This is a genomic window from Arthrobacter terricola (assembly GCF_004354015.1).
Lineage (GTDB): Bacteria > Actinomycetota > Actinomycetes > Actinomycetales > Micrococcaceae > Arthrobacter > Arthrobacter terricola.
Window position 1 is genome coordinate 68,171 of record NZ_SMRU01000023.1, and the last position, 12,593, is coordinate 80,763.

The window sequence follows — 12,593 nt, forward strand, 5'->3', positions numbered from 1 at the left end:
CAAAGGGGACTCATCGGTCCGCCCGCCGCAGATGGGTGTCGAGGAAGGACAATGCGTCGAGATATTCGGCACCGGGAACATGCTCCCGGTGCCGAGGTATCAAAGGCCTTCCCTCCGATATGCAGGATCCCGGCCGTGGTCTGGTGAATCCCCAAATGCGCCCGCAGCGTGGTCGTCCTGCCCGAGCCGTTGCTGCCCACGAATCCGAACGTTTCCCCGGCCCGGACATCAAACGATAGATCCCGGACGACCTGTGTACTCTCCGAAATTCGTCCTGAAATTTTCGATATGCATCAATGGATTAGTCACTCCCTCAATAGAAGTTCCTGGGAGTTTCGCGTCATGATCCAGTGCGGCCCCGCACTGTTCCTGAAAGGGATCAATAAACGGGTGGTTCTCCCGGTTTCCGGCGTCGGCTGCCAGTAGGATGCATGAACAACATCGGAGTTGGTAGGAGGGGGAGATGTCTCGATGCTCAAGCATCATAAGGATCCGGGTCGTTTCAACCCGGCACTTCGGAAACGGGATATTGTCCTCGACCCGGCCCGTATCGAAGCCTTGATTGAGGAACACGCCCCTGAACGCAGAGGGGCAGGCTTTGTGGCCGCTCTGGTGGACACGCTCCGGGGTCACGTGAATGTTTTAGGCACGGCTTTGGAAGATGGCGACCTGGCCGCTGCAGGGGAGTCCGTGGTTCCCCTTGCGACATTCGCGGCGAAGTCCGGAGCCAGACAGCTTGAACGGGATGCCCGGCTGATCCAAGCGTCATTGAACACGGGCCGGCCGGAACGGGCGCGAAGACTATGGCATCGTCTTCACTGCGGCCTCGCCACCCTGGAGAACGCTCTGCGGCAGTTCATCAGCGCGCTGGAGCGCGACGAGGCGGATGCCCGGCCGTTACACGAATAGCATTTGGCACGCATCTATCTGACAATTCCGGCTATACGCCGCGTTCAGTTTGGCATTGTCGCCCTTCCCCCCGTGCACCAACCGTGGCCAGCTCAATGACATGAAGGCCTCCGGTGTCGTTGTTCCGTTTGCCGGCCACAACCCGGCACCAGAGCGGGTGGTAAACAGTTCCGGTGGCCCGATGGCCAAACCGGCCCCGCCGAGCAGGCCGCTCCATGACATGCCGCCCCGCCCGCACTACGCGGGAGCGCACCTTGTCCATAGTTCCGGAGGCACCGGCTTTCCAACGTTCCCGGAGGATGTCAGTGCTGCCGGGTGGGACGGTAAAGGAGTTCCCGGGGGCGGCCGTCGAGGGTATGACCCTCGATCAGTTCCAGGTCGAAGTCGGCGGCACCGGCGAAGATAGGTGCGCCTCCGGTCTGGCCGCTGATCACCCGGAAGATCGTCCATCAACGGGGTGAACCCGGTACCAGCTCAGCGCGCTGTCAGCGTGGCGAGGCGCTTGAGTTCGGATCCGGTTGCCCTGTCAGCTCCGCGTTTCAGTTTTTCGATGTCCACACCCGGCCAGCCATGGAGGACCGGGGGTTCACCATGGTGATGCTTGTCGTTGTGCTTCCGGGCATGAGCCATCGCAGCCTCAAGCGTGATGAAGAGACGCTCCCGGGCCCGATCTCCACACTGGACCAAGTAAGCGACGCCGGTCAGGCCGTAGCACTCTGTTACATGGGCTGCTCGGGTCATCACGCCCCCCAACGTCGTTGCCTGGACTCCACTTACAGGAATCCAAACTACACGACGCGTGTTTCGGGCATGGAACCATGAAGCCGAAGCGGATCATTCCCGTTCGGTGCTCTGAAACCACTAACTCCGTGGCGCGGAACGACCGCCGGGTCGCGGCACTCCTCCGTCCTAGTGAAGCTCGTCTGCGTTGACACGGTCGAGGTGGCAGCCGTCGTCCGGCACCTCCCGAACCATTTGGCCCTGACGCTCCCCGGTGCCGGGTGCGCCCTTTCACAGTCCCCGGCCCCGGGAATACACTGGCGTGGCAGGTCGATGAGCGATGCAGGGCTCCGGTGCGTTCCATTCCCACCAGGAGCGGGCAGCGAACAGTGACCGGCTCCGCGCCACCGCCAGGATCGAACGCCGCTGCACGGTCGCAGGGCTCAGGGTCTTCGCACCTCGCCGCCGGTCCCGGGCTGCTGCCTGGCTTCGGGCTGTGACCTCATGCCGGCGTGAGCTGCGCCGACGCGGCGTGTTCCTTGGCCTGAGGGTAAGATGGACTGACGACGTGAGGCAGACCACAGTGCAATGACGCGCTGGCGGTGGCAGACCGCACATTGAGGGGGACATCAAAGATGGCTGGACGTTTCGAAGTTCTGCAGGACGGCACGGACTACTATTTCCGGTTGACGGCGGCCGACGGCTCGCTCGTCGCCGAATCACCGAAGTTCAATCACCTGAAGGCAGTGGTCGACGGCATCAACGCGGTCCGCGAGAACGCAGCGACGGGAATCGTCGTCGATCATTCCAGAAAATCCAGGACCGCAGCCTAGCCCGGTGCCCGTCTGAATATCACTGGTCCGCTTCGCCGCGCACCGTCCTTTATCCGTCTCCGGTGAAGACGAGACGCCATGAACCTGAACCGTGACCGGGGAGAAGGTCCATGGTCCGAAGCTCGTGCGTTGCGCTGTTGCGTGCCCGGACACGCCAACCGGGCGGTTCACCCAGGGCGTCCGGAAGTCTTGTCGCGGAACCGGGCTCGATCATCCAGATGGAGCCTGATATGAGACGCGTCCGGATCCTCCGTCGGCTCCTACTTTGGGGGCTGCTGCCCGGCGAGCAACCCCCGGGTCAATCCTGCCGCCGCGGCCCGACCACGAAAGCCGAACGGCTGCTGCGGCAACTCGAGCTGGTCGGCCAGGCCACCCGAATCCGGGCCGTGGAAGGCAAACCAACCAACGCACAGTGGCTCCCGGCATCCAAAGCCGGGAGCCACTCACCGCTGCCTCATGACAGCCTCTTCTACATATCAGTTGGCGATGTGCATCTCCTCGCTTGATGCGGTGAGGTCTTCCACGGCTTTTTGCATATGCCGTTTGATCGCTTTGTGAAGTTCCTCTCTGTCACCTGCCTCGAGCAGGTCAAGAATGTTCTGATGTTCCTCTACCAGGACGTCGATTCGGGGGTAGGAGACTTCAAGGTTGAGGATACACATCCTGGATTCGGCTGCGAGGGTCTGGTAAATACGGATGAGGCGGGTGTTGCCGGCGCCGGCGACGAACGTTGTATGGAATTCCATGTCCAACCGTGCAATCGCCTGCCAGTCGGACAGGGCAACCTGCTTCGCCATGTCGCGGATGATTTTCTTCAAGAGCTGACACGTGTCTTTGACGCGCTTGGCACCGGCATCCAGCAATGCGTCGGCTGCAGTAGATTCCACTGCCTCCCGGACGGCGTAGATCTCCCTGATATCCTGGATCGAAAGTTCGTGTACGAACACTCCCCGGTTGCGGTGGCTGACCAGGATCCCTTCCTGGCAGAGTCGCTGAAGGGCTTCGCGGAGCGGGCCTCTTGACGTGCGCAGTTGACCCGCAATGACAGATTCATTGATCTGTTGTCCTGGACGGAAGATTCCTTGGACGATTTGTTCCCGCAGCTGATCCGCGATCAGTTGTGCCGTGGGTCGTCCTTCCAGTACGAACGGTCCATCCGGTGCCGTCATTGACATCCCCTCATTTCACTCTTCGGCTTACTACAGTACTTTCTAGACCGCTATTGCCGTGTACTTGTACTCAAGGAATTCTTCGATTCCGATCTTTCCGCCTTCGCGTCCCAGCCCGGACTGCTTGACGCCACCAAACGGCGCCGCCGGGTTGGACACGATGCCGGTGTTGAGGCCTACCATTCCCACTTCCAGCTCCGTTGAGAACCGCATGGCTTTGTCCATGCTCTCCGTGAAGACGTACCCCACGAGGCCCCAGGCGGTGTCGTTGGCCATCTGCAGGACGTCGTCCTCGCTGTCGAACGGCGTAATGGCGGCTACCGGACCGAAGATTTCCGTAGTCATCAGCTCGGATTCCGGCGCGACATCCACCAGGACGGTGGGGGAGTAGAAGTATCCGGGTCCCTCCGGCCGGCTACCGCCCGTCAGTACCCGTGCGCCCTTGGAGACCGCATCGGCGACGAGGGATTCCACCTTGTCCAGGCCGGCCTGCTCTATCAGCGGTCCTACTTCCGTGCCGGCCAAGGCACCGTCGCCCACCTGCAACTCCGACATTTTTTTGGAGAACTTCCCGCCGAATTCCTCCACGACCGAGCGGTGGACGAAGAAGCGGTTCGCAGCCGTGCACGCCTCGCCCATGTTCCGCATCTTTGCCTTCATGGCTCCATCCACGGCCTTCTCGATGTCGGCATCGGCGAGCACGATGAACGGTGCGTTCCCGCCGAGCTCCATGGAGGAGCGCATGACGTTGTCCGCGGCCTGCCTGAGGAGGATCTTGCCCACCTCGGTGGAACCGGTGAAGCTGATCTTGCGGGCGATGCCGCTGTCCGTCCAGGTTCGTACCACGGCGGAAGCGCTCGACGTCGTCACCACGTTCAGCACGCCGTCGGGAAGTCCGGCTTCCTTGAAAATGGCAACCAAAGCCAAAGAGGTCAAGGGCGTCAGTTCGGCCGGCTTGAACACCATGGTGCACCCTGCCGCGACTGCGGGAGCGATTTTGCGCGCTCCCATGGCGAGCGGGAAGTTCCAGGGGGTGACCAATACCGAGGGCCCGACAGGTTCCTTGGTGATGAGGATGCGTGTATTTCCGTCCACGGAAGTGGTGCTGTCGCCACCGATCCTCACGGCCTCTTCCGAGAACCAGCGAAGGAACTCGGCGCCATAGGCTACTTCGCCTCTTGCTTCGGCAAGGGGCTTTCCCATTTCGGCGGTCATGATCGCCGCGAGCCGGTCGGTGTTGGCAATGACCAGATCGAAGGCGCGCCGCAGGATGTCGGCCCGCTGACGCGGAGTGGATTTGCTCCACTCTGCTTGCGCGCGGCCTGCGGCCTCGATGGCCCGGGCGGCGTCGTCGGGACTGCCGTCGGCAACGTGGGCAATGACTTCGTTCGTGGCCGGGTTCTCTACCGGGAAGGTGGCGCCGCCGGCGGCACTTTGCCACGTTCCGTCAATGAACAAGCCTGTTTGGAGGGTGGTGGGATCAAAGGAGGGGAACATGTTCGCTCTTTTCAGTGATCAGGGGACTAGGAGGTGGCCGACTTGAGGGCCTGTGTGAACTTGGAAAGGCCTGCCTGGATTTCATCGCTGCTGACGTTCAGGGCGGGGATGAGGCGAATGACGTTGCCGTGCGGGCCGCAGGTGAGGAGCAGGAGCTCTTCCTTGATGGCAGCCTGTTGGACCGCGAGTGCCGTTTCCGGGTCCGGGGTCTTGTCTGCTGCGGAGAATTCGACGCCCTGCATCAGGCCTCGCCCGCGGACGTTGCCGATGTCCGTGAATTCCGCCTGCAGGGCGTCCAGCCCCGCCCGCAGTTCGGCGCCGCGGAGCAGGGCGTTTTCCACCAGGTTCTCCCGTTCGATGACCCCCAAGGTGGCGACTGCTGCTGCGGCCGCGACTGCGTTTCCTCCATATGTACCGCCTTGGGAGCCGGGCCAGGCCTTGCCCATCAAATCCGCCGGGGCGGCAATTGCTGAAATCGGGAAGCCGCTTGCGAGGCCCTTTGCCGTGATGACGACGTCGGGGCGCACCCCGGCCCAGTCGTGCCCCCAGAACTTGCCTGTCCGGCCGACTCCGGCCTGGACTTCATCGATGATGAGCACGATGCCGTGCCGGTCTGCCCGTTCCCGAAGCCCTTGGAGGAAGGCGGCAGGCGTGGGGATGTATCCGCCGTCACCGAGGACGGGTTCGATGATGAATCCGGCCGTATCGTCCGGGGTGCTGACGGTCAGAAGCAGGTGGTCCAGTTCCTTCAGCGCAAACTCGACAGCCGTGGCTTCGTCCCATCCGTACCGGTACCAATGCGGGAAGGGAGCTACGTGCACGCCACTCATCAGGGGGGAGAATCCTGACCGGAACCTGGTCCCGGCAGTGGTCAAGGATGCTGCAGCCACCGTCCGCCCGTGAAAGCCTCCCTGGAAGGAAATGATGTTGGGGCGCCCGGTTGCCATGCGGGCCAAGCGGATGGATGCTTCCACGGCTTCGGAACCTGACGTCGCGTAAAAAACGCTGTCCAATCCTTCGGGCAGGACCTCGCCAAGAAGTCCGGTCAATTCCAGAAGGGGCCTGTGCAGCACCGTCGTGTACTGGGCGTGGACGATCTTGCCCACCTGTTCGCGGGCTGCCGCCACCACGTCCGGGTGGCAATGGCCCGTACTGGTGACGCCTATCCCGGTGGTGAAATCGAGGTACTTTTTGCCATCGGTCGCGTGGATCCAGCTCCCGAGTGCGTGGTCGACGACTACGGGAGTTGCCTGCTTGAGGATCGGGCTGAGAGTTGCCATGGCTTCATACTTTCTTAGGAACTGTAGATTGTCAACAATAGGCGATGTCGGGTGCGTCACCCGGGGCCAATCGTTTTGGGTCAACGGGTCTTGAAGCGTCCGGGGCGGACAAAGTCGAGACCCGCGAATGAGCGCTTGCCCAGGGCCTCGTTGGCGGCGATTTCGCCGTAGCCGGAGGCCATTTTGAACCCCGCTCCGGAGAAGCCGGTGGCGCAGTAGATCCTGCGTGTTTCCGCGGGATGGCCGAGCAGCGGATTCCCGTCCTTTGTGTAAAGGTCCGGGAAGGCATCCGACCGGACGATGTTGGGGAACAGCCCGGGGAAAAACTCCAAGACAGTGTCCGTCGTCTCGGCGATTTCCGCTGGCGTCAAGCTTCGAGCGACTGTATCCGGAGCCGGGGTCGGCGCTCCGCGGCCATCCAGGGTCGCTTTGACGGTCACGCCGTCGACGCTCGGTGCGCCGTACATGGAGCGGTCCCCGGAGATCCTGATGAAGACAGGGAATTTCTCCGGTGAGAATTCCGCCGCGTCCTTGGCAACGAACCAGGAAAGGAAGATCCTCCGGGTCTCCGTTGCCGCCTTCAGGTAATCGGGCATGAGCCGTTGGGACCAGCCGCCGGACGCGACGATCACGTTTTCGAAGGTCCAGGTCTTGTCGCGGGAGGTGAGGACCACGCCGTCCTCGGTTTCCAGAATGCTCGCGATCGGGGTGTCGGTGACCACCGTTGCCCCATTTGCCTGTGCGGCGGCAACGGCGGCCGTCACTGCGCGGTCAGTGCGCAGTGCGCCGGCATGCGGATCGAACACGGCGCAGTCATCGGGCCGGAGGTTATGCTGCGGATACCGTTCCGCCATGGCGTCGCGGCTCAGGATCTCATGCTCGGCCCCGTTGATCCGGGTCGTTTCGAGCAGGGCGGAGATGTAGGGGCCCTCAACCGTCCCGATCGATAGCCCGCCGCAGCGCGTCAGGATATCCTGGCCGGATTCCGCCTCGAGTTCGGCCCACAGCCTGCGTGATCGTTGCAGGATGGGGTAGTAGTCGCGTCTTCCGCGATAGAGCATGCGGAAGAGCCGGGTGTCGCCGCCTACGGCGCTTCGGGCATGACCCGGTGACTGGGCCTCGAACCCGACGACGGAACCGGTCAAGCGGGATGCCTGCCACAGTGCCATGCTGCCGATGCTGCCCAGGCCGATGACGGCCAGTTTTCCGTCCATGGCCTAAAGCACCTGCTTCAGGAAGGCTTGGGTGCGGGGTTCCTTCGGGCTGGCCAGGACTTCCCTCGGGGCGCCGCGTTCAACGATGACGCCTTCGTCCATGAAGAGCAGGGTGTCCGAGACCTCCCTGGCGAAGCCCATTTCGTGGGTCACGACCACCATCGTCATGCCCTTCCTGGCCAGGTCCTGCATGACGGCAAGGACTTCGCCGACCTTTTCGGGGTCCAGGGCGCTGGTGGGTTCATCGAACAGCATGATCTCCGGATCCATGGCCAGGGAGCGTGCGATGGCTACGCGTTGCTGTTGTCCGCCGGAGAGTTGGGCAGGATAGCGGTCGCCGAAAGCGCCGAGGCCGACGCTGGCCAGCAGCTCCTGGGCTCGCTTGGCTGCCTGCTTCTTGTCGGTGCCTTTGACCAGAACAGGCCCGGACATGACGTTCTCCTGGGCCGTCATGTTGGGAAAGAGGTTGAACTGCTGGAAAACCATGCCGATCCTGGTACGCTGCGCGGCGAGCTTCTTCGGGCTCAGGGCATGGTAGGCGGCGTCGGTTTCGTAATAGCCGAAGTCTTCACCATTTACTTTCAGGACCCCCGAGTCGACCGTCTCGAGACCGTTGATGCAGCGGAGGAGAGTGGATTTGCCGGAGCCGGACGGGCCGATGATGCAACAGACTTCGCCGCTGGCGACGTCAAGATCGATGTTCTGCAGCACGGTCTTGTAGCCGAAGGACTTGCGGATTCCGCGGGCGTGAATGGTGCCGTCGGTACTCATCGGGCAACACCTTCCTGTTCTGTCAGTACAACCTTCTTCGCCTTCCGGGGAAGCCTGGAGGTCGCGCGGGAGTATTTTTTCTCGAGCAGGGATTGCGGGTAGCTCAGCAGCAGCGTCATCACGAGGTACCACAGGCTGGCGACGATCAGCAGCGGGATGGTCTCGTACGTGCGGGCATAGATCAGTTGTGCGCTCTGCAGAAGCTCCGCGACACCCAGCACGCTGACGAGGGAGGTTTCCTTGAACATGCCGATGAACTGGTTGCCGGTGGCGGGAATGATCGAGGGCATGGCCTGGGGGATGATGACCTTGCGCATTTTCATCGCGCCGCTCATGCCGAGGGAGTCTGCGGCCTCGATCTGGCCCTTGCCGACGGCCGAGAAACCGCCGCGGATGATTTCGGCCATGTAAGCGGCTTGATTGAGGCTCAGGCCGATCAGGGCTGCCGTGATCGGCCCCATCACGGAGTTCACATCCACAGCCATGCCGATGTTGGTGAAAGGAATGCCGATGGTCAGGTCCGGGTACAGGGCCGAGATGTTGAACCAGAAGATCAGCTGCACCAGGACCGGGGTGCCACGGAACAACGTGATGTAGACGCCCGCCGTGACGGCGACCGGTTTGATCCGTGAAGACCTCATGATCGCCAGCCCCAGGCCCAGAAGGGTGCCAAGGAACATGCTGGCGACGGTGAGGAAGATCGTGAGCACCAGCCCGTTGATGATCGTTTCATAGGTGAAGTACCTGGCGACGACGTCCCATTTGAAATTGGGGTTGGTTGATACGGAGAACAGGATGCCTGCGCCGATCAGGCTGCACACTACCCAAGCCAGGTATTCGAAGACGCTCCGGCGCCTCAGCCTGGGCTTGAGCGCCGGGTCGGTCCCGTTGATCTTGTTCCCGCTTCCGTGACTGATGGTCTGCACCATGGGAGCACCCCTCCTAGTTGAGCTTCGCATCCGTGATGGCACCCGATTCAAGGCCCCAGTTCGAGAGCGACTGTTTGTACTCCGGGCTGTTCAGGACCGATTGGACGGCGGCCTGAAGGGCGGGCGTCAACGGCGAGCCCTTCTTAAGGCCGATGGCCGTCAGGTCGCTGGAGCCGACGTTGATCTGGGGGGTGAGGATGGTGAACGCGCCCGGCTGCTGCTTCCCGGCCCACGCAAGGGAGGTGGTGTCGTAGAGGATGCCGTCGACGCGCTTGGACGCCAGCTGCGTCAGCGCCTCCTGGACGTTCGGAAGCGTCACGGCGTTGATGGCCGGCTGTCCTTTGGAGGTGCAGCTTTGCTCCGAGAGGGCCGGGAGGCGCTTCAGCTGGCCCGTCGAACCGGCGGTGACGGCAATGTTCTTCCCGCACAGGGTCTCGTTGGTGAGCTTCAGCGGATTGCCTGCACTGACGGCTATTGAATTGCCGGCCTTGAAGTAGTTGATCATGTCCAGGACCTTCAGCCGCTCGGGTGTGGGGGCCATCGTGGTGACTGTGAAGTCGTAACGGCCACCGTCAATACCGGGAATGATGGTGTCGAACACGGTGTTCTCAAATTTCAGCTTCAGCCCGAGCTTCTTGGCCACCAGGCGGGCAACATCCGGATTCAGGCCGATAGGGGTCTTGTTGTCATCCGAGAGGAACGTGGTGGGCGGGTAGTGAAGGTCCATTGCGACGGTCAGCTCACCCTTGTCCTTGTAGGACTGCGGCAGCAACTTGACCGCGGCCGCATCGGGTTGGACACCCTGGGAAATATCAGCGGTGTTCGACGTCGTGGAGCTGCCCGGGGCCGGGGTACTTGTGGCGGTGCCTCCGCATGCGGTCAGTGCGAGCAGCACGGCAAACCCCGCGGCTGCAGTTTGTGCCTTGGTTCGGGTCTTCATAATGCTTCCCTTCGAAGGGGTAGTCAGTTGGTGGTTGTCACCGGGGAGGGGGAGTGGATTGACCAGTGTGATCCGGATCTCTCTGTCATCTAAGACAATGCAACTCCCTCGCCGCCAGATTGTCAACAATTGACGATAAATGTCCGCAGCGCCGGGGGCAAGGCGGCCCGAAACTGCCGCCGATGAACTGTTGACAATTTACAATTCAGGAGCCTAATGTCGAGTTATCGGGCAGGATCTTCCAGCCTGCCGGGGACCCGTTCCCCGCTCACCGCGCGCTTCCCGAAACCCGCAAGACGCAGGGACGGCGACCGCTCCCAATTCCTGACAAAGAACGGAACCGAACATGGCAGACACCAATTTCCGGCCGAAGTACATCTCCTTCGACTGCTACGGCACCCTGATCAACTTCGACATCGATCCCACCACCCGTCGCCTGCTGGACGGCCGCTTGCCGGAAGAGCAGTGGTCTACGTTCAAGCCAGTGTTCCGTGGTTACCGCTTCGACGAGGTCTGCGGCGACTACAAGCCCTACGAGCAGATCCTTCAGGACTCCTTTGACCGGGTGTGCAAGCGGTGGGGCATTGGGCCGACACCCGGTGCCGGCGCGGAATTCGCCGAGGCTGTCCGCGGTTGGGTTGCCCACGAGGACGTGCCCGCCCCGCTGAAGACGATGGGGGACAACTACCAGCTGGTGATCCTGTCCAACGCGGACGACAGCTTCCTGGACATCAGTGTTCCCAAACTGGGTGCGGACTTCCACGCCGTCTACACCGCCGAACAGGCCCAGGCCTACAAGCCGAGGTACCAGGCATTCGAGTACATGCTGGACTCCCTGAACGCCAAGCCCGAGGATTTCCTGCACGTCTCTTCGCACACCCGCTACGACATGATGCCGATGCACGACATGGGTTTCCGGAACCTTGTGATGCTGGACCGCGGCTATGACCCCATCACCCACGGTTACGACTACACCACCGTGAACTCCCTCGACGAGCTCAACAAGCACCTCGGTCTCTAAACCGACTCCCTGAGGCGAAAGGCCATCCCCGTGAAACTCATCCCTTACTGGCTGGACACAGCCGAACCATCCGGTGACTACCGCAGCACGCCGGTGCCGGAAAATGTCGACGTCGCGATCATCGGTGCCGGTTTCACCGGCTTATCGGCCGCGCTGGAGTTCGCGCAGCAGGGCGCCAGCGTCGCGGTCCTCGAACGCCACACTGTGGGCTGGGGGGCATCCGGCCGCAACGGCGGGATGGCGACGACGGGTCTGGCCATCGGCTTCAGCACCGCAGTCAAGCGCTATGGCGAAGAACGGGCCGTGGAATACTTCCGCGAGTACAACGACGCCATCGACAGCATCGAGAAGCTGGTCCATGACCACGCCATCGACTGTGACTTCAATCGCTTCGGCAAGCTCTCGTTGGCCTACCACGAGTCGCACAACGCGGGCTTCCGGAAATCCCAGGAACTGCTGGCCAAGCTCGTGGACCACCACGTCACACTGATCCCGAAGTCCGAGATCCACAGCGAGATCGGCACCGACTTCTATCAAGGCGCCATGATGGATCCCCTGGGCGCCGGTCTCCACGTGGGCAAGTTCGTTCACGGCCTCGCCGGTGCTGCAGCCAACGCCGGAGCGCAGATCTGCGAGAACGCGGGCGTGACCGAACTCAAGAAGGTCAGCGGCACGGTCCACGACCTGCACACAACGCGTGGCATCACCAGGGCCAAGCAGGTTCTGGTCGCAACCAGCGGGTACACGGGCAGAATCACTCCATGGATGCAGCGCCGGGTGATCCCGGTAGGCAGCTTCATCATCGTCACCGAACAACTGCCCGAAGACGTGGTCAACCGGATCCTGCCAAACCGCCGCCAGGCCTCGGACAGCAAGATGCTGACCTACTACTTCCGCATCACCCCCGATAACAGGCTGCTCTTCGGGGGCCGGGCGCGGTTCGCCCTCTCCAGCCCGGATTCCGACGTCAAGAGCGCCGAGATCCTGCGCAAGGCCATGATTGAACTGTTCCCGTACCTGTCCAACGCCAAGGTTGACTACATCTGGGGCGGCCTGGTGGACCTGTCCATGGACCAGATGGTTCACGCCGGAGTACACAACGGTCTCTACTACTCACTTAACTACAGCGGACACGGCGTGCAGATGGCCGCGCACATGGGCAAGAAGATGGCCCGCTACATGGGCGGAGACAAACAGGCGAACGTCTGGGAAGACCTTAAGAACCCGGCCGTGCCCGGCCACTTCGGCCCGCCATGGTTCCTGCCCTTCATCGGCGGAGCTGCGAAGATCATCGACCGAATCAGCTAGGC

At 62.2% G+C, this 12,593-nt stretch carries 13 protein-coding genes and 1 pseudogene; 4 read left to right on the forward strand and 10 right to left on the reverse strand.

Annotated elements, in window-relative coordinates:
• Positions 1-98: 98 nt before the first annotated feature.
• Positions 99-294, reverse strand: a pseudogene (locus tag E1809_RS27475) (ATP-binding cassette domain-containing protein); the annotation flags it as partial.
• 177 nt (positions 295-471) lie between these two features.
• Here E1809_RS27475 and E1809_RS26795 point away from each other — a divergent pair.
• Positions 472-909: a hypothetical protein gene (locus E1809_RS26795; RefSeq protein WP_165962380.1), complete on the forward strand. Its 438-nt coding sequence runs from the start codon at positions 472-474 to the stop codon at positions 907-909.
• 302 nt (positions 910-1,211) lie between these two features.
• On the opposite strand, the gene E1809_RS27770 is transcribed toward E1809_RS26795, so the two are convergent.
• Both E1809_RS27770 and E1809_RS18210 read right to left on the reverse strand, forming a co-directional pair.
• Positions 1,212-1,343, reverse strand: a complete 132-nt coding sequence (locus tag E1809_RS27770) for a hypothetical protein (protein WP_268908715.1) — start codon at positions 1,341-1,343, stop codon at positions 1,212-1,214.
• Between the two features lie 40 nt (positions 1,344-1,383).
• The gene (locus tag E1809_RS18210) at positions 1,384-1,650 is read right to left on the reverse strand and encodes a hypothetical protein (protein ID WP_133205652.1); all 267 of its coding nucleotides are present in this window, start codon (positions 1,648-1,650) and stop codon (positions 1,384-1,386) included.
• Between the two features lie 614 nt (positions 1,651-2,264).
• Here E1809_RS18210 and E1809_RS18215 point away from each other — a divergent pair.
• Positions 2,265-2,462 carry a YegP family protein gene (locus E1809_RS18215; RefSeq protein ID WP_133205653.1) on the forward strand — a complete coding sequence of 66 codons (198 nt, stop codon included), beginning with the start codon at positions 2,265-2,267 and terminating at the stop codon, positions 2,460-2,462.
• Between the two features lie 476 nt (positions 2,463-2,938).
• Here the strand turns inward: E1809_RS18215 and E1809_RS18220 are convergent, their stop codons facing one another.
• The 7 genes from E1809_RS18220 to E1809_RS18250 all read right to left on the reverse strand — a co-directional run bounded on the left by E1809_RS18220 (position 2,939) and on the right by E1809_RS18250 (position 10,262).
• On the reverse strand, positions 2,939-3,631 hold the full coding sequence (locus E1809_RS18220; protein WP_133205654.1) for a GntR family transcriptional regulator: 693 nt from the start codon (positions 3,629-3,631) through the stop codon (positions 2,939-2,941).
• A 42-nt stretch (positions 3,632-3,673) separates the two neighbouring features.
• On the reverse strand, positions 3,674-5,128 hold the full coding sequence (locus tag E1809_RS18225) for an NAD-dependent succinate-semialdehyde dehydrogenase (protein WP_133205655.1): 1,455 nt from the start codon (positions 5,126-5,128) through the stop codon (positions 3,674-3,676).
• A gap of 26 nt (positions 5,129-5,154) precedes the next feature.
• A complete protein-coding gene (locus E1809_RS18230) occupies positions 5,155-6,408 on the reverse strand; it encodes an aspartate aminotransferase family protein (RefSeq protein WP_133205656.1) in 1,254 nt (417 codons plus the stop codon).
• Between the two features lie 80 nt (positions 6,409-6,488).
• Positions 6,489-7,622: an FAD-dependent oxidoreductase gene (locus tag E1809_RS18235; protein WP_133205657.1), complete on the reverse strand. Its 1,134-nt coding sequence runs from the start codon at positions 7,620-7,622 to the stop codon at positions 6,489-6,491.
• Positions 7,623-7,625: 3 nt separating this feature from the next.
• Positions 7,626-8,393: an amino acid ABC transporter ATP-binding protein gene (locus E1809_RS18240; RefSeq protein WP_133205658.1), complete on the reverse strand. Its 768-nt coding sequence runs from the start codon at positions 8,391-8,393 to the stop codon at positions 7,626-7,628.
• Entirely contained in the window at positions 8,390-9,322 is a 933-nt protein-coding gene (locus E1809_RS18245; protein WP_133205659.1) for an amino acid ABC transporter permease, read from the reverse strand. Before E1809_RS18245 ends, E1809_RS18240 begins: the two co-directional genes overlap by 4 nt.
• A gap of 13 nt (positions 9,323-9,335) precedes the next feature.
• Positions 9,336-10,262: an ABC transporter substrate-binding protein gene (locus E1809_RS18250; RefSeq protein WP_133205660.1), complete on the reverse strand. Its 927-nt coding sequence runs from the start codon at positions 10,260-10,262 to the stop codon at positions 9,336-9,338.
• Between the two features lie 346 nt (positions 10,263-10,608).
• On the opposite strand from E1809_RS18250, the gene E1809_RS18255 reads away from it, so the two are divergent.
• Positions 10,609-11,283: a haloacid dehalogenase type II gene (locus tag E1809_RS18255; RefSeq protein ID WP_133205661.1), complete on the forward strand. Its 675-nt coding sequence runs from the start codon at positions 10,609-10,611 to the stop codon at positions 11,281-11,283.
• A gap of 30 nt (positions 11,284-11,313) precedes the next feature.
• Positions 11,314-12,591: an NAD(P)/FAD-dependent oxidoreductase gene (locus E1809_RS18260; RefSeq protein WP_133205662.1), complete on the forward strand. Its 1,278-nt coding sequence runs from the start codon at positions 11,314-11,316 to the stop codon at positions 12,589-12,591.
• Positions 12,592-12,593: the final 2 nt, after the last annotated feature.

Bases quoted from the DNA above. Each gene is read 5' to 3' on its own strand.
- E1809_RS26795 (WP_165962380.1), top strand. From the start codon at position 472: ATGCTCAAGCATCATAAGGATCCGGGTCGTTTCAACCCGGCACTTCGG.
- E1809_RS18210 (WP_133205652.1), bottom strand. From the start codon at position 1,650: ATGACCCGAGCAGCCCATGTAACAGAGTGCTACGGCCTGACCGGCGTC.
- E1809_RS18215 (WP_133205653.1), top strand. From the start codon at position 2,265: ATGGCTGGACGTTTCGAAGTTCTGCAGGACGGCACGGACTACTATTTC.
- E1809_RS18220 (WP_133205654.1), bottom strand. From the start codon at position 3,631: ATGACGGCACCGGATGGACCGTTCGTACTGGAAGGACGACCCACGGCA.
- E1809_RS18225 (WP_133205655.1), bottom strand. From the start codon at position 5,128: ATGTTCCCCTCCTTTGATCCCACCACCCTCCAAACAGGCTTGTTCATT.
- E1809_RS18230 (WP_133205656.1), bottom strand. From the start codon at position 6,408: ATGGCAACTCTCAGCCCGATCCTCAAGCAGGCAACTCCCGTAGTCGTC.
- E1809_RS18235 (WP_133205657.1), bottom strand. From the start codon at position 7,622: ATGGACGGAAAACTGGCCGTCATCGGCCTGGGCAGCATCGGCAGCATG.
- E1809_RS18240 (WP_133205658.1), bottom strand. From the start codon at position 8,393: ATGAGTACCGACGGCACCATTCACGCCCGCGGAATCCGCAAGTCCTTC.
- E1809_RS18245 (WP_133205659.1), bottom strand. From the start codon at position 9,322: ATGGTGCAGACCATCAGTCACGGAAGCGGGAACAAGATCAACGGGACC.
- E1809_RS18250 (WP_133205660.1), bottom strand. From the start codon at position 10,262: ATGAAGACCCGAACCAAGGCACAAACTGCAGCCGCGGGGTTTGCCGTG.
- E1809_RS18255 (WP_133205661.1), top strand. From the start codon at position 10,609: ATGGCAGACACCAATTTCCGGCCGAAGTACATCTCCTTCGACTGCTAC.